The 15,481-nt window shown below is 75.3% G+C and carries 16 protein-coding genes; 8 read left to right on the top strand and 8 right to left on the bottom strand.

From position 1 onward, the window contains the following. The first annotated feature begins 5 nt into the window (after window positions 1-5). Entirely contained in the window at window positions 6-1,019 is a 1,014-nt protein-coding gene (locus tag RMN56_RS05805; RefSeq protein WP_313722800.1) for an ATP-binding cassette domain-containing protein, read from the top strand. Continuing rightward, a complete protein-coding gene (locus RMN56_RS05810) occupies window positions 1,016-1,870 on the top strand; it encodes an ABC transporter permease (protein WP_313722801.1) in 855 nt (284 codons plus the stop codon). The genes RMN56_RS05805 and RMN56_RS05810 overlap by 4 nt, the downstream gene beginning before the upstream one ends. 56 nt (window positions 1,871-1,926) lie before the next feature. Here the strand turns inward: RMN56_RS05810 and RMN56_RS05815 are convergent, their stop codons facing one another. Together RMN56_RS05815 and RMN56_RS05820 are read right to left on the bottom strand one after the other, a co-directional pair. After that, window positions 1,927-2,925 (bottom strand): hypothetical protein, encoded by a 999-nt coding sequence (locus RMN56_RS05815; RefSeq protein WP_313722802.1) that lies wholly within the window; start codon window positions 2,923-2,925, stop codon window positions 1,927-1,929. A gap of 107 nt (window positions 2,926-3,032) precedes the next feature. After that, a complete protein-coding gene (locus RMN56_RS05820) occupies window positions 3,033-6,392 on the bottom strand; it encodes an ATP-binding protein (protein WP_313722803.1) in 3,360 nt (1,119 codons plus the stop codon). A gap of 238 nt (window positions 6,393-6,630) precedes the next feature. Between RMN56_RS05820 and RMN56_RS05825 the strand changes: the two genes are divergently transcribed. Both RMN56_RS05825 and RMN56_RS05830 read left to right on the top strand, forming a co-directional pair. Continuing rightward, window positions 6,631-6,852, top strand: coding sequence for a hypothetical protein (locus RMN56_RS05825; protein WP_313722804.1), 222 nt, complete (start codon window positions 6,631-6,633; stop codon window positions 6,850-6,852). Between the two features lies 1 nt (window position 6,853). Beyond that, the gene (locus tag RMN56_RS05830; protein ID WP_313722805.1) at window positions 6,854-7,174 is read left to right on the top strand and encodes a GYD domain-containing protein; all 321 of its coding nucleotides are present in this window, start codon (window positions 6,854-6,856) and stop codon (window positions 7,172-7,174) included. A gap of 3 nt (window positions 7,175-7,177) precedes the next feature. On the opposite strand, the gene RMN56_RS05835 is transcribed toward RMN56_RS05830, so the two are convergent. From RMN56_RS05835 to RMN56_RS05855, 5 genes are all read right to left on the bottom strand, one after another. Further along, window positions 7,178-7,582: a hypothetical protein gene (locus tag RMN56_RS05835; protein ID WP_313722806.1), complete on the bottom strand. Its 405-nt coding sequence runs from the start codon at window positions 7,580-7,582 to the stop codon at window positions 7,178-7,180. Beyond that, complete coding sequence (locus tag RMN56_RS05840; protein ID WP_313722807.1) at window positions 7,579-7,839, bottom strand: hypothetical protein; 261 nt, start codon at window positions 7,837-7,839, stop codon at window positions 7,579-7,581. Before RMN56_RS05840 ends, RMN56_RS05835 begins: the two co-directional genes overlap by 4 nt. Window positions 7,840-7,852: 13 nt before the next feature. Further along, entirely contained in the window at window positions 7,853-8,560 is a 708-nt protein-coding gene (locus RMN56_RS05845) for a hypothetical protein (RefSeq protein ID WP_313722808.1), read from the bottom strand. A gap of 168 nt (window positions 8,561-8,728) precedes the next feature. Further along, window positions 8,729-9,979, bottom strand: a complete 1,251-nt coding sequence (locus RMN56_RS05850; RefSeq protein WP_313722809.1) for a sensor histidine kinase — start codon at window positions 9,977-9,979, stop codon at window positions 8,729-8,731. Continuing rightward, a complete protein-coding gene (locus tag RMN56_RS05855; RefSeq protein ID WP_192579705.1) occupies window positions 9,976-10,632 on the bottom strand; it encodes a response regulator transcription factor in 657 nt (218 codons plus the stop codon). The genes RMN56_RS05850 and RMN56_RS05855 overlap by 4 nt, the downstream gene beginning before the upstream one ends. 132 nt (window positions 10,633-10,764) lie before the next feature. On the opposite strand from RMN56_RS05855, the gene RMN56_RS05860 reads away from it, so the two are divergent. The 4 genes from RMN56_RS05860 to RMN56_RS05875 all read left to right on the top strand — a co-directional run bounded on the left by RMN56_RS05860 (window position 10,765) and on the right by RMN56_RS05875 (window position 14,532). Further along, window positions 10,765-11,319 (top strand): hypothetical protein, encoded by a 555-nt coding sequence (locus RMN56_RS05860; RefSeq protein WP_313722810.1) that lies wholly within the window; start codon window positions 10,765-10,767, stop codon window positions 11,317-11,319. 263 nt (window positions 11,320-11,582) lie between these two features. Beyond that, complete coding sequence (locus tag RMN56_RS05865; protein WP_376787308.1) at window positions 11,583-12,635, top strand: peptidoglycan-binding protein; 1,053 nt, start codon at window positions 11,583-11,585, stop codon at window positions 12,633-12,635. Then, a complete protein-coding gene (locus tag RMN56_RS05870) occupies window positions 12,632-13,327 on the top strand; it encodes an ABC transporter ATP-binding protein (protein ID WP_313722812.1) in 696 nt (231 codons plus the stop codon). Before RMN56_RS05865 ends, RMN56_RS05870 begins: the two co-directional genes overlap by 4 nt. Beyond that, window positions 13,324-14,532 (top strand): ABC transporter permease, encoded by a 1,209-nt coding sequence (locus RMN56_RS05875; RefSeq protein ID WP_313722813.1) that lies wholly within the window; start codon window positions 13,324-13,326, stop codon window positions 14,530-14,532. Before RMN56_RS05870 ends, RMN56_RS05875 begins: the two co-directional genes overlap by 4 nt. A gap of 81 nt (window positions 14,533-14,613) precedes the next feature. On the opposite strand, the gene RMN56_RS05880 is transcribed toward RMN56_RS05875, so the two are convergent. Further along, a complete protein-coding gene (locus tag RMN56_RS05880) occupies window positions 14,614-15,459 on the bottom strand; it encodes a helix-turn-helix transcriptional regulator (RefSeq protein ID WP_313722814.1) in 846 nt (281 codons plus the stop codon). Window positions 15,460-15,481: the final 22 nt, after the last annotated feature.

Genomic DNA, 15,481 nt, shown 5'->3' on the forward strand with positions numbered 1-15,481 from the left:
TGATCATGAGTAACCGGAACACCGGCCTGGCCGTCGAGGCCGACGGCCTGGTCCGGTCGTTCGGCTCGACCCGCGCGCTGGACGGCCTGGACCTCCAGGTCCCCGCCGGCACCGTCTACGGCCTGCTCGGGCCGAACGGCGCCGGCAAGACCACCGCGGTGCGGGTGCTGGCCACGCTCCTGCGCCCGGACGGCGGGCGGGCCCGCGTCTTCGGCCACGACGTCGTCGCCGAGGCGGACGCGGTCCGCGCCCGGGTCAGCCTGACCGGCCAGTATGCCTCGCTCGACGAGGACCTGACCGGCGCGGAGAACCTGGTCCTGCTGGGCCGGCTGCTCGGCCTGGGCCGGCCGGCGGCCCGGCAGCGGGCCGACCGCCTGCTCGCCGCGTTCGGGCTGACCGAGGCGGCCGGGCGGCAGGTGAAGAAGTACTCGGGCGGGATGCGGCGGCGGATCGACATCGCGGCGAGCATCCTCAACACCCCGGACCTGCTCTTCCTCGACGAGCCGACGACCGGGCTGGACCCGCGCAGCCGCAACCAGGTGTGGGAGATCATCCGGGCGGTGGTCGCCCACGGCACCACCGTGCTGCTGACGACGCAATACCTGGACGAGGCCGACCAGCTCGCCGGCCGGATCGCGGTGGTCGACCACGGCCGGGTGATCGCGGAGGGCACCCCGGGCGAGCTGAAGTCGTCGGTCGGCTCGGGCACCGTCCACGTGCGACTGCGCGACGCCGGGGATCGGCCCCGGGCCGAGCAGGTGCTGCGGACGGCGCTGGGCGTGCCGGTGCAGCTGGCGGCGGACCCGGTGGCGCTCACCGCCCGGGTCGGCGAGGACGGCACCGATCTGGAGGCCGGCGAGCAGGCCGCGCGCGCCCTCGGCGAGCTGGCCCGGGCCGGCATCGTGGTGGACGACTTCTCCCTCGGCCAGCCGAGCCTGGACGAGGTGTTCCTGGCCCTGACCGACCACCCCGCCGTCGGGACCGACGAGCGGGACGACGAACTGGAGGCGGCCCGATGAGCGACACCGCGACCACGACCGGGCGGCCGCCGTCCGTCTACGTGCCGTCCGCCGAGGCGCTGGCCACGGTCCTCGCCCCGGGCGAGCGGCCGCCGAGGCCGGGCGCGCTGGCCGCGTCGCTGACCTTCGGCTGGCGGGCCATGCTGAAGATCAAGCACGTGCCCGAGCAGCTGTTCGACGTGACCGCGTTCCCGATCATCATGGTGCTGATGTTCACGTACCTGTTCGGCGGCGCCCTCGCCGACAGCCCGCGGGACTACCTGCAGTTCTTCCTGCCCGGCATCATGGTGACCAGCGTCGTGATGATCACCATGTACACCGGTGTCGGGCTGAACAACGACATCGAGAAGGGCGTCTTCGACCGCATCCGCACCCTGCCGGTCTGGCGGCCCGCCGCGCTGGTCGGCATGATCTTCGGCGACGTGCTGCGCTACGTGCTCGCCGCGGTGGTCATCCTCGGCGTGGGGCTGGCGCTCGGGTTCCGGCCCGCCGGCGGGCCCGTCGGCGTCGTGGCCGGCATCGGCCTGCTGGTGATCTTCTCGTTCGCGTTCTCCTGGGTGTGGACGTTCTTCGGCCTGGTGCTGCGCAGCGAGAAGTCGGTGATGGGGGTCAGCATGATGGTGCTGTTCCCGCTGACCTTCCTGAGCAACGTCTTCGTCGACCCGGCCACCATGCCGGGCTGGCTGCAGGCCTTCGTCAAGGCCAACCCGGTCACCCACCTGGTCGCGGCCGTACGCGCCGCCATGGCCGGGTCGTCGGACGCGACGAACACCATGTGGCTGCTGTTGTGGAGCGCCGGGTTCGTGGCCGTCTTCGGCACGCTGACCATGTACCGCTACAACCGCCGCTGACCCGACTGGCCGACGGGGGTATCGCCACGGGCGATACCCCCGTCGTCGTCCCGCCCCTATCGGACGCGGTTCGCCCACCGCCAGTTGTGCACGAAGCCGTGCTTGACACCGCCGAAGAAGTACGCCCACACGGGGCTCGTGGCGTACGGGCCGATCTCGTCGAACATGGCCTTCGCCTCGTCGCGGCGGTCGGACAGCGAGTAGGCGAGGGCGAGCCAGTTGCGGCACACCATCGCGTCGCCGTGCCGGGGCGGGCCGGCCGCTCGCCACTTCGCCGCGCAGGCGTCGTACTCCTGCCGCACCTCGGGGCGCTGGAAGTACCGGCGGCAGGCCAGCACCCCTTCCGGAGTGGGGGTGCCCCAGTTGAACTCGCGCATGGCGTACTCGAAGTGCGCGAACAGGGGAAGCAGGGTGACCGCCGTCCCGGGCGGGGCGGCGGCCGCGGTGGCCCGGGCCAGGCCGAACATCTCCTCGTGCGAGCCGTACCACTTCTCGCAGAGGAAGCTCACCGCCGCCAGGTGGATCCCCAGGTTGAACGGGTCACGGCGCCGCGCCTCGGTGAACGCCTGGTGGAACTCCGCCTGCCGCGAGCGGCCGTCAGAGAACATCGCCCACAGCACGTCGATCCACGGCACGGGATCGTGGGGCGCGAGGGCGATGGCCCGGCGCGCGGCGAGCGCGGCCTGGGCCGACAGCTCGGCGAACCCCTGGAACTGCTCCTGGGTCGTCTGGTCGGCCGGGGCCGAACCCCGCGCCCGGCCCGCTCGTTCCGCGAGCGTCGCGGCGAGGAGGACGGCGGCGGTCGGATCGTCGGGAGCGGACACCAGCCAGGCGTCCAGCCACGTGTCCTCCGCGGCGGCGTCGCTGAGGACGGAGACCCGGCGGGCCCGGCGCTCCCAGTCGGAGCCGGCAGCCTCGATCATGTCGCGGGCGGCACGCCAGTCCGCGGACGCCTTGTCCCGCGCGGCACGCAGCTCCAGGTCGTCGAGGGCTCGGTCCAGGTCGACGGCCGGCTCGGCCGGCCGCTGACCACGGCTGAAGAGGTTCCGGAACATCGGGGGAGCATAGGCCCCTCGGCCCGGTCGTGGTGGCCGGCCGGTCCGGCAGTTGATCATCCGTCGATCCCGGGCCGTGGCCTCAGCGGCCAGCTGCCTCACCAGGCTCAGAGGCGCCAGGGCACCGGCTCGGTGGGGAGGTAGCGGCAGGAGCTGCCGGTGGAGACGGCGGCACGCAGATGTTCGGCGAGCGCCGGATGCCGATCGTCCAGCCGGCGCAGCGTGTCACGGATCCGGGCTGTCACCGCCTTGCGGGCCCGCTCGGCCTCGTCGCCGAGCCGGCGGGTGCGCCCCGCCAACCCCGCCGCGGCGCGCAGCTCGGCCAGCAACGCGGTGCGTTCAACGTCCAGGGCGGCCACCTTCCGGTCGTCGCCGCGGGCGGCGGCCCGGTCGATCTCGTCGTCGAGCCGTTGCAGGTGGCGCCGGTAGCGGGCCTTGGCCTCGTCGTCGAGGACCGGGTCACCACCGAGCCGCCGGGCGGCGACCAGCTCCGGCCCGGCGGCCGGGTCGAGCAGCTCGACCGCGGGCACGTCGACGCCGGGCCGGCTCAGCAGCAGGCGCAGGTCGTGCAGGCCCTTGGCGTCGGGCAGGTGCGCCACCGTGCCCCCGTACGCGAGCCGCCACACGGCCCCGTCCCGCCGGAACTCAGGCTCGGCGTCGGCCTCCGTCTCACCGGCCCGGTCACCGCCCACGACGCCCGAACCGGCCGCGGCCAGGTGACCCGCTCCAGCCGGCACCGCGACGACGTGACCCGCTCCGGCCGGTGCCGGCAGCAGGGCGGCGTGGCCCGCTGCGACCGGTGCCGGCGGCGGGACGGTGAGGTCCGCGTCCGGTGGTCGTGCCACGGTTGCGGGGGCGACGGGAACCGGCGCGTCCACCTCGCCCAGGCGGTGCAGCACCTGGGTCATGCCGAGTGCCCGCGCCTCGGCCGCCGTGTCGGCGCGCAGCCGGGCCGCGCCGGCCGCGTCGCCGGGCCGCCCGCGTGCGGTCAGGGCGGCCACCAGCCCGGCCCGGCTGAGCAGCGACCACGGCCGGGCACCCATCCGGTCGGCGGCGTCGCGGGCGGCCTCGTAGCCGGCCACGGCGTCGTCCCAGCGCTGCTCGGCGGCGTCCACGGCGGCCAGCCAGAGGTCGACCGGGCCGCTGATGTCGCAGCCGAAGAACGCCGCCATCCACCGGCCCCGGTGCGGCTCCAGCGCCACCCGCACCTCGGCGCAGCGGCCGGGGTCGGCGCTCGCGGCCGCCGACTGCGCCCGCAGCCGCAGCCACAGCGGCGACACCGGCCGCGGGTACGTGGTGCCGGCCGCCTCGATCCCGGCCGTGAGCCGCACGGCGGTGTCCGCGTCGCCCCGCTCGGCGGCCGTGATGGCCCGGAGCAGCTCCCGCTGCGGGTGACCTGCCGCCACCGGCTCGTCGAGCAGGGCGTCCGCCTCGGCGAGGCGACCCCGCAGCAGCAGCAGGCACCAGCGCAGGTGCTGACCCATGAAGGCGTGGTCGGAGTGCTCCCACTCCCCGTACCCGTCCATCTCGGCGAAGTGCGCCTCGGCGGCGGCGAAGTCGCCGCGGAAGCCGGCGATGATGCCGCTGTCGATGGCCGCCGCCATCCGCTGGCGGGCGACCTCGCCCTGCCGGCAGCCGGTGACGAAGGCGGTCAGCTCGTCGTGGAAGCGCGGGTCGCCGAGCTCCAGCAGCGCGACCCAGCGCAACGAGGTGGCCCACAGCTCGGTCTCCCGGTCGCCGGTGCGGCGGGCCACCTCCCGGATCTCCGCGGTGACCACCGCCCGGTCCTCGGCGGTGCCGAGCCCCCAGGTGGTGTCGTGCCGGGCCCACAGGCTGAAGGTGAGCGCCTCGTCGTCGCGGCCGTGTCGGGCCAGCGTCTCGGTGGCGGTGATCAGGTCGGTGACCAGCGCGCTCGTCGTCCGGCCGGGCTCGGGCTCACCGATCAGCCGCCCGTACGCCTCGCGCACCAGCTCGGCGGCGCCCGTGCGGCGGTGGGCCGCCACGTCCTGCCGGTGGGCGGTGAGCGCGACGCGGGCCAGCACGGCCGGCTCGTCCAGCGGGCGGGCCAGCGCCGCGGCGTCCACGAGCAGGCGTTCGGCCTCGTCCGGCGTGCCGACGTGCTGCAGCTGCTGGGCCAGCTCCAGCATGAGCTTGACCCGGCGGGCCGGCTCCTCGGCGACCTCCAGCGCGCGGCGGAAGTGCTGCACCGACTCCTCCACGGCCAGCCGCCCGCCGGCGTCCCGGGCGGCGGCGACCAGCAGCTCGACGGTGCGCGCCGGGCCCAGGTCGGCGCCGGCGAGCCAGGCGTGGCGGGCCAGGTCGGCCGGGATGAGCCGCTCGGCCAGCGCCGCCGACCGGTCGACGGCGCGGACCACGGCGGCATGGCGGGCACGCCGCTCGGCGTCGGTCAACCCGTCGTAGAGGGTCTCCCGGACCAGGTCGTGGGCGAAGGCGAACCGGCCGCCGCCCCGCGCCAGCACGAGCCGGGCGGAGGCGGCGCGGTCGAGCAGCCGGTCCACCTGCGCGACGGGACCGGGTACGCAGGCCGCGAGGACCTGCCGGTGGAAGTCCCGGCCGAGCACGGCGGCCACGGTGAGCGCCTCGACCACCGGGGCGGGCAACTGGTCGAGCCGGCGGCGCACCGCCGCGCGCACGCCGGGCGCGATGGTGGTGGCCAGGCCGTCGGTGTGCCAGAGCCGGGCGGTCTGCTCGACGAAGAACGGGTTGCCGCCGGTGCGCCGGTGCACCTCGTCGACGAGGTCGTCGGCCGGGTCCCGGCCTGCGGTGCGGCGGATCAGCGCGGCCACCTCGTCGCGGGCCAGGCCGGTCAGCGTGATGGTGGTGGCCTTGGCGGTCAGCGGCAGCAGCAGCGGCCGGAGCCGGTGCTCGCCGGACTCGACCTCGGCGTCGCGGTAGGTGCCGACCAGCAGCAGCCGTTCGAACCAGGTGTGCTGGGTGGCGAACTGGAGCAGCCGCATCGAGGCCGGATCGGCCCAGTGCAGGTCGTCGAGGACGACCACGACCGGCCGGTGCTGGGCGACGGCCACCAGCGCGGTGGTCACGGCGTCGTGCAGGGCGAACTCGGCCCGGCCGCCGTCGTCGCCCGGCTCCTCCCCGACCGGCTCGGCGCGGGTGCCCTCGCCGAGCAGCGCCGCGAGCCCGGGCCCGGCGGCGTCCTGCGCCCGGGCCCACTCGTCGGGATGGCGGCCCAGGCGGCGCAACACCTGCACCCAGGGCCAGTAGCCGGGAGCGCTGTCGGAGTCCCAGCAGGCCGCGCCGAGCACCAGCGCCCCGCGCCGCCGGGCCTCGTCGGCGGCCGCGCTCACCAGCGTGGTCTTGCCGATGCCCGGCTCGCCCGTGACGAGGACGAGGCCACCGTGGCTGGTGGTCACCCGGTCCACTTCGGCGCGCAGCAGGGCCGCGGGGTGCTCCCGCCCGATGATCGCCTCGCCGAACCGCGGCTCCATGATTTCCCGACGGTAGTCGACCGGTCCGACAACGGTGGGAACTCCGCTCGTGGGCTTCGGCGGCCCCAGCGCGGTGCGCCGCTCAGTCGCGCTGGGAGGGCGGAACCGCGCTCACCCTCGTACCTGAGGGGCGCGACGATCCGGCGCCGGCGCTGGACACCGCACCACGCCCGTGCCACGGACCGAGCCCAGGTCCGGGGCCAGGACTAGCGGTGGGGGCAGCGGGTAACCGCGGCCCATGGGTAGCCACAAGCAGAACAAGCACGATCCGGGCGGCGAGTCGGCGCGGGCGGGGCGGAATTCAGGCACCGGTGCGCCGGGCCGCCAGGGCTCGGGGATGGAACGCACGGGTAAGCGGCACCAGTTGCACACCGCGACGGGCGCCGGCGGCAGCGAGCGGGATCACGGCCGGGCCAAGGTCGAGGGCGCGCAACGCGTGCAGCGGCAGGGCAACAGCTGAGATGCCCGCGTTCCTGCTGCGCTCCGTCTACACCGTGGAGGGCATCGACGGGCTGACCCGGGACGGCGGCACCAAGCGCGCCGAGGTGGTCCGGAAGCTGGTCGAGGAGGCCGGCGGGCGGTTGCTGTCGATGCACTTCGCCTTTACGGACGACGACACCTACGTGCTGTGCGACCTGCCCGACCACCGCACGGCCGCCGCCCTGGCGATCCGCATCGGCGCCGCGGGCGGGCTGCGGACCCGGGTCACCCCGCTGCTGACCCCGGCCGAGGTCGACGAGGCGACCCGGACGCAGACCGACTACACGCCCCCGGGCGACTGAGCCTCAGCGCGCGTCGGTGACCACGTGCGAGCAGGCCGGGCAGGCCGCCGGGCCCTGCTCGGCGAACCACCGGCAGGTACGCCGGATCGCACACTTCGGCAACTGCTCCTCGCCCGGTTCGGCCGTCTCCGCGTAGGAGGCGGCCATCCGTGCGCCCAGGCCGCAGTGCTCGCCGGTCCAGAAGCCGCAGGACGACGTGACGCACGGGCCGGCCAGCCGGAAGCGGGACTCCACCGGGGCGCCGGAGTCGCCGGCCGCGGCGAGCGCCACCTCGGCCGGCACGGCCGGCGTGACGTAGGCGACCCGACCCGCCGGAGTGATCATGCCGAGGAACACCGTGGCGTTCGCCGCCGGCGTGCTCGGACACATCCGCTGCGGCGGGTCGGTACGCCCGGCGGCGTCGGTCACCGCTGCATCCAGAAGCCGATGTCGTTGATCTTCTGGCCGAGGTCCTGGGCGAACGGGCCGTCGAGCACCCAGAGGCCGTACCACTCGGGGCGCAGCTTGAGGTTGCCGTGACCGACGGTGAGCGGGTTGGTGAGCCGGGCGTTGGCGGTGCCGAGGGCGGCCAGGCCGGCCTTCTGGATCTCGCCGGCGATGAGGGTCTGCTGCTCGGGGGTCAGGTCGACGCCGTCGACCACGAACCGGAACTCGTTGCGGGACATGTACTACCTCCGGTCACTCGTACGATTCGGTGCCCAGCCCGCGGCGCAGGCTGATCCGGGTGAAGGCCGCCCAGCCGGCGTGCGAGGCGGCGTCGGCCGGCTGTCCGGCCCGGGCGAGCGCCCGACCGGCGTGCTCCGCCCAGCGGGCGGCGGTGGCGTCGCCGTCGCCCCACAGCTCCCGGCAGGCGGCGACCGCGAAGGCGACCTGCCCGGACGCGCCGGTGAACCCGGCGGGCCCGTCGCCGACCCGGACCGCCCCGTCCGGCCGGACGCGCACGCTCGGGAAGTGGTGGTGCAGGCTGGCCACCGTCGCCGCGTGGCTGGCGTCCCGCCGAGCCGCCGCGAAGCCCGCGCGCAGCTCGTCGTCGCAGCGGTAGCGGATGGCGTACAGGCTGAGGGCGCCGCCGGCCGGGGCGACCCGGCCGACGACCTGGACCGGGGCGCTCCAGGCGCGGGGCGAGTTCGCCGACCAGAAGGCCAGCCAGGCGGCCAGCCGGGCGTGGAAGTCCGCCTGGAAGGCGACCGCCGCCGCGGTGCCGTCGGGCGCGCGCAGCGCCGCGGTGGCGATCCGGTCCCGGGTGACCAGCGGCGTGGTGGCGCGGACGGGGGTCGCCGTGGCGGCGGTCGGGGCGGCGGCCACGCCGGTCACGGTGACCGCCGAGGCCGCCGCCGCGCCGGCGAGCAGGCGCCGGCGCGAGAACGGGTACGGGTTGTCGTTCATCGTCGGCCTTTCGTCGACGGCCAGTGCACTGACGCTATCGACGGAGACGGATCAGATGAACACTCTGAGTGACGGTAGGCCGACAGGAAAGCCGGGAATCCCCGGCGGCGTGAACCACCATTCGTGTGCCGCCCGGAATCCATTCACGGCGGCCTCGGTGGCGGTTCCTCAGCCGCGCGCCGCGGCGGGCAGCGTCCGCGCCGGTTGGGCCGGGACCGCCGCACCCAGGGGTGGCAGGGTCACCGTCACGACCAGTCCCCCGCCGTCGCGGGGGTGGGCGTGCACGGCGCCGCCGTGCGCCTGGGCCACCGCCCGCACGATCGACAGGCCCAGCCCGAAGCCCCGCCCGGCACCGGCCCGGTCCTGCGCGCCGCTCCGCCCGGGAGCGGCCACCCGGTCGTGGTGAAGCCGCCGGAACGGCTGGAAGATCGCCTCGATCTCGTAGCCGGGCACCACGGGCCCGGTGTTGACCACCACCAGGGTGGCGCGGCCGTCGACGGTTCCGGTGCTCACGTCGATCTCGCCGCCGGCCGGCAGGTTGTGCCGGACCGCGTTCTCCACCAGGTTCTGGGTCAGCCGCTCCAGCAGCACCGGGTCACCGGCCGTGGCGGCGGGCGCGAGCCGCCGGCGTACGGTCAGCCCCGGTGTGCCGGCCACCTGGTCGAGGAGGTGGCCGGCGATCTCGGCGAGGTCGACCGGGGTCCGTTCGACCACCCGCTGCTCCGAGTCGGCCAGGGTGAGCAGGCCGTCGATGAGCCGTTCATGCCGTTCGTTGACCGCCATCAGCGTCTCCCCGAGCTGCCGCAGTTCGGCGGAGGCACCCGGCCGGGACATCGCCACCTCCAGCAGCGACCGGTTGAGCGCGAGCGGCGTACGCAGCTCGTGGGACGCGTTCGCCACGAACCGCCGCTGCCCGTCGAAGGACCGGTCCAGCCGCTCCAGCATCAGGTCGAAGGTGTCGGCCAGCTCCTTCACCTCGTCCCGCGGCCCCCGCAGCGCGATCCGCTCGTGCAGGCCCCGCCCGCCCGCGTCGGCGGCGGCGATCCGCCGGGCGGTGCCGGTGATCTGGTGCAGCGGCTGCAACGCCCGCCCCGCGATCAGCCAGCCGAAGCCGAGGGCCACCATCGAGATCAGCAGCAGCGCCACCCCGCCCTGGGTCAGCAGCGACTCCAGCGCGTTCCGCTTCGCCTCGTCCTGGGCCTCCTGCAGCAGGAACCGCACCTGTTCGGCCGCACCGGGGGTGGGGAGCTTGCCGAACGGTGCCTTGACGATGTCGGCCTTGGCGATCACGCCCGTCAACGGCTCCCGCATCCGCTGGTCGACCAGCACGTACGTGACGGCGAGCAGGACCACGCCGGCGAGCAGCAGGAGCCCGCCGTGCACCAGGGTCAGCCGCGCCCGGATGGTCAGTCGTTTCACGGAATTTGATACCCCACTCCCGGCACCGTCTCGACCACCTGCGGGTCGCCGAGCTTGCGGCGCAGCTTCATCACGGTCACCCGCACCACGTTGGTGAACGGGTCGATGTGCTCGTCCCAGACCCGGTCCAGCAACTCCTCGGCGGAGACCACCGCCCCGCCGGCCCGGACCAGCTCCGCCAGTACCGCGAACTCCTTGCGGGACAGCGCGACGTACCGGCCGTCGCGGTAGACCTCCCGGCGGGCCGGGTCGACCACCACACCGGCCCGGCTCAGCCTGGGCGGTGCCGCCGGCCGGGCGCGCCGGGCCAGCGCGTGCACCCGGGCGGAGAGTTCGACCAACGCGAACGGTTTGACCAGGTAGTCGTCGGCGCCGAGGGCCAGTCCGGCCACCCGTTCCCGCACGGCCGCAGCGGCGGTCAGCATCAGCACCCGCGTCTCGGCGCCGCTGTCCACCACCGCCCGGCAGACGTCGTCGCCGTGCACCACCGGCAGGTCCCGGTCGAGCACCACGACGTCGTAGTCGGTGACGCCGAGCCGTTCCAGCGCCGCGTCCCCGTCGTACGCCACGTCCACGGCGAACGCCTCCCGGCGCAGCCACTCCGCGATGGAGTCGGCCAGCAGCGTCTCGTCCTCGACCACCAGTACTCGCACGTCCCCCATGGTGCCGCGCCAGTGGATAACGGCGGCGTTAACGCCGGTGGTTACGCCCGGGATACCGCCGCTGCGGTCGACTCGTCCGTATCGGCTGGCGATCGGCGCCGGCCGGGAGGAAGGAGTTGTGCCATGCGCCGACGAATGTCGGGCACACTGCTCGTCCTGCCCCTGCTCCTGGGTCTGGCGGTCACCGGCTGCGCGGGTGCCGACCGGGACGCGGAGCGGGTGGCCACGGCCGGCGGCGGGGCGGGCGGCGCGTCGCCCAGCGCCGGCGTCGCCCCGGTCAGCGACGAGGACCGGCAGCGCGAGTTCGCCCAGTGCATGCGGGAGAACGGGGTGCCGGACTTCCCGGACCCGGAACCCGGCGAGGGCGGCGGGTTCCGCATCCGGATGCCCGCGGGCACCGACAAGGCGAAGGTCCAGGCGGCCATGGAGCAGTGCCGCAGCCTGATGCCGGGCGGCGGCAAGGCGCTCAAGCTCGACCCCGAGCAGGTGGAGAAGGTACGGAAGCTGGCCCGGTGCATGCGGGAGAACGGGGTGCCGGACTTCCCGGACCCGGGTCCCGACGGTTCCATCGAGCTCAAGGGCGGCGCCGGCATCGACCCGGAGAACCCGACCACCCGGGCCGCGCTGGAGAAGTGCCGTGAGGGCGACGCGCCGCTGCTGATGAAGAGGGCGTCGTGAGCGCGAGGAGCGAGCCGGGGTTCGCGAGCCCCGCAGTCGCTAACAATGGCGACCCCGTGAGCGCGAGGAGCGAGCCGGGGTTCGCGAGCCCCGCAGTCGCGAGCAATGGCGACCCCGTGAGCGCGAGGAGCGAGCCGGGTCTGGCGAGCCCCGCAGGCGCGGACAACGGTGGCCCGGTGAGCGCGGGCACGGCACCGGTCGCGGCGGCCACCACGCCGCCGCCGGGCGCCGGGCGCGGCCGTCGCCGCCGGGCGCGTACCCCGCTGGTGGTGGCCTCGGCGGTGGTGGTCGCCGCCGCGGCCGGCATCACGGCCGCGGTGGCGGCCGGTGGCCGCGACGGGGGTACGGCGGCCGGCGGCAGCCTGCCTCCGGCGACCACCCAGGTCACCCGGCAGACCCTGGTCGACGCGGAGAGCTTCGACGGGACACTCGGCTACGGCGCCAGCCACCGCGCGGCGCCGCGCGGTGGCGGCACGGTCACCTGGCTGGCCGCCACCGGCGCCCAGGTCACCCGGGGCAGGCCGCTGTACGCGGTCGACGACGGCGAGGTCGTGCTGCTGTACGGGAAGCTGCCGGCGTACCGGACCCTGGGTCCCGGCACGTCCGGCGACGACGTGCGGCAGTTCGAGCGGAACCTGGCCGCGCTCGGCTATTCGGGGTTCACCGTCGACGACGAGTACACCTCGGCCACCGCGGACGCGGTGCGGGACTGGCAGGAGGACCTCGGCCTGCCCCAGACCGGCCGGGTGGAGCCGGACCGGGTGGTCTACGCCGACGGCGCGGTCCGGGTGGAGAGCCACGACGCGGAACCCGGCGATCCGGCGCAGCCCGGGCAGGCGGTGCTGACCTGGACCGGCACCACCCGGGTGGTGACCGTGTCCCTCGACGTCGACGACGAGCGGCTGGCGAAGAAGGGTGCCAAGGTGACCGTCTCGCTGCCCGACGGCAAGGAGGTCCCCGGCACCGTCGCCGACACGGAAACGGTGATCGAGACCGGCACCGACGGCGGGGCGGGCGCTCAGGGCAACCCGGAGACGAAGATCGAGGTCACCGTGACGGCGGCCGACCCCAAGGCGCTGACCGGGTTCGACCAGGCCTCGGCCAAGGTGGCGTTCACCGCCGCCGAGCGCCGCGACGTGCTGACCGTGCCGGTCGCCGCGCTGCTGGCGCTGGCCGAGGGCGGATACGGGGTGCAGCTCGTCGAGGGCGCCGCCACCCGGATCGTCGCCGTGCAGACCGGCTTGTTCGCCTCCGGCCGGGTGGAGATCTCCGGCGCGGGGCTCACCGAGGGAGCGACCGTGGGGATGCCGACATGACCGGCGACACGGTGGTCGAGCTGACCGACGTGACAAGGGTCTACCCGGGTGGCGTACGGGCCCTGGACGGGGTGTCGCTGACCGTCCGGTCCGGCGAACTGGTCGCCATCGTCGGCCCCTCCGGGTCGGGCAAGTCCACGATGCTGCACCTCATCGGCACCCTGGACCGTCCGTCCACCGGCCGGGTACGCATCGACGGGCACGACGTGGCCGCGCTCGGCGACCGGCAGCTCTCCGCGCTGCGGTCCAGCCGGATCGGCTTCGTCTTCCAGCAGTTCCACCTCGCTCCCAACGTGCCGGTGCGCGACAACGTCGCCGACGGGCTGCTCTACGCGGGCGTACCCCTGCGGGAGCGGCGGCGGCGGGCGGAGGCCGCGCTGGCCCGGGTCGGGCTGGGGCACCGCCTCGACCACCGGCCGCACGAGCTGTCCGGCGGCGAGCGGCAGCGGGTGGCGATCGCCCGCGCCGTGGTGGGGGCGCCCGCGCTGCTGCTGGCCGACGAGCCGACCGGCAACCTGGACTCGGCGTCCGGCGCCGGGGTGCTGGCGCTGCTGCGCGACCTGCACGCCGCCGGGACCACCATCGTGGTGATCACCCACGACCTGGAGGTCGCGGCGGGCCTGCCCCGCCGGGTCCAGATGCGCGACGGCCGGATCACGGCCGACCACCGGCCCGTGGGGGTGCCGGCATGAGGGGGCCGGTCCGGCTGGCGCCCGCCCGGCTCCGCCCCCGGGACGTCGTGCGGGTCGGCGGCGTCGGGCTGCGCACCCGGCCGCTGCGGGCCTTCCTGTCGGCGCTGGGCATCGCGATCGGGATCGCCGCCATGGTGTCGGTGGTCGGGATCTCCGCGTCGTCCCGGGCGGAGCTGGACCGCACGCTCGCCGAACTCGGCACCAACCTGCTCACCGTGGGTCCGGGCAACACGCTCTTCGGCGACGACGCCCAACTGCCGGCGGAGTCGGTGGCGATGATCGGGCGGATCGGGCCGGTACGGGAGGTCGCCGCCACCGGGCTGCTGTCGGACGCGCGGGTGTACCGCTCCGACCTGATCTCGCGGGGCGAGAGCGGAGGGATCGCCGCCCGTGCCGCCGGCCTGGAACTGCGCGACACGGTCGGGCTGGAGGTGGTCAGCGGCACCTGGCTGAACGCCGCCACGGCCCGTTACCCGGCGGTGGTGCTCGGCGCCACCACGGCCCGGCGGCTCGGCATCGGCGCCGCCGGACCGGACGTCCGGGTCCAGGTCGGCGGGCGCTGGTTCACCGTGGTGGGCATCCTGGCGCCGGCGCCGCTCGCGCCGGAGCTGGACCTGTCCGCGCTGGTCGGCTGGGACGCCGCGAGGTCGTACCTCGACTTCGACGGGCACCCGACCACGGTCTACACCCGGACGTCGGAGACCGCGGTCGAGGCGGTCCGCGCGGTGCTCGCCGCCACGGCGAACCCGGAGGCGCCGAACGAGGTCAAGGTGGCGCGCCCCTCGGACGCGCTCGCCGCGAAGCAGGCCACCGACGAGGCGTTCACCGGGCTGCTGCTCGGCCTCGGCGCGGTCGCCCTGCTGGTGGGGGGCGTGGGGGTGGCGAACACCATGGTGATCTCGGTGCTGGAGCGGCGTCCGGAGATCGGCCTGCGCCGGTCGCTCGGGGCCACCCGCGGGCAGATCCGCACCCAGTTCCTGGCCGAGTCGCTGCTGCTGTCCGCCCTCGGCGGGCTCGGTGGGGTGCTGCTGGGCAGCGGGGTCACGGCCGGCTACGCGTTCTCCCGGTCCTGGCCGGCGGTGGTGCCGACCTGGGCGCTGGGCGGCGGGGTGGGCGTGACCCTGCTGATCGGTGCTCTGGCCGGGCTCTACCCGGCGATCCGCGCGGCGCGGCTCGCGCCGACCGAGGCGCTCGCCACGCCGTGAGCGTCGGCCGGCGGATGGTGACCGGTCACCGGCCACCACCCGCCGGCCGTTTCCGCGACCCGCGCCGGGTATCAGCCTTGATCAGGTGCTGGCCGGGAAGCGCTCGTTTCCCAGCACGGCGAGCAGCCGCAGCTTCTCGTAGCCCTCGCTGCGCGGCGGCGCGGTGAGCACGAGCAGGGCCTGGGACTGGTCCTCGGTGAACAGCACCTGGCAGTCCAGCTCGATCGGGCCGAGCTCGGGATGGATCAGCGTCTTGTGGTCGGCGAAGCGCTGGGCGACCTCGTGCCGCTCCCACAGCTCGGCGAACTCGGGGCTGATCTTCTGCAGCGCCCGCACCAGCTCGCCGGCCCGCGACCGGGGGCCCATCGACCCGTACGCGGCGCGCAGGTTGGCGACCTGGGCGCGGCTCTGCCGCTCGCGGTCCTCCTCGGGGTAGCGGGACCGCTCGGCCGGGTCGGTGAACCACCGGTAGATCTCGCTGCGGGCCAGCCCCGTGTGGCCGGATCGGTCCCCGAACAGGGCCTCGGCCATCCGGTTCTGCACGAGGATCTCGCCGAGGTTGGACAGGATGAGCGCGGGTGTGTCCGCCAGCCGGTCCAGCACCCGCAGCAGCGCCGGCGCGACATGCGTCGCCGCGGACACCGGGGATGGCGGGTTGTGCCCCGCCACCCGGAAGAGGTAGTCGCGCTCGTCGCCGGTCAGCCGCAGCGCCCGGGCCAGCGCGGCCAGCAGCTGCGGGCTCGGCTGCGGGCCGCGCTGCTGTTCGAGGCGGGTGTAGTAGTCGGTCGACATGGTGGCGAGGGCGGCCACCTCCTCGCGCCGCAGCCCGGGCGCGCGCCGCCGGGCGCCCGTGGCCAGCCCGACGTCCGCGGGCTGCAGCGCCTCACGGCGGCGGCGGAGGAAGTCGGCCAGGGCTGCGCGGTCCATGATCCCAGTATCCGCCCGCCGT

The organism is Micromonospora halotolerans (genome assembly GCF_032108445.1).
GTDB lineage: Bacteria > Actinomycetota > Actinomycetes > Mycobacteriales > Micromonosporaceae > Micromonospora > Micromonospora halotolerans.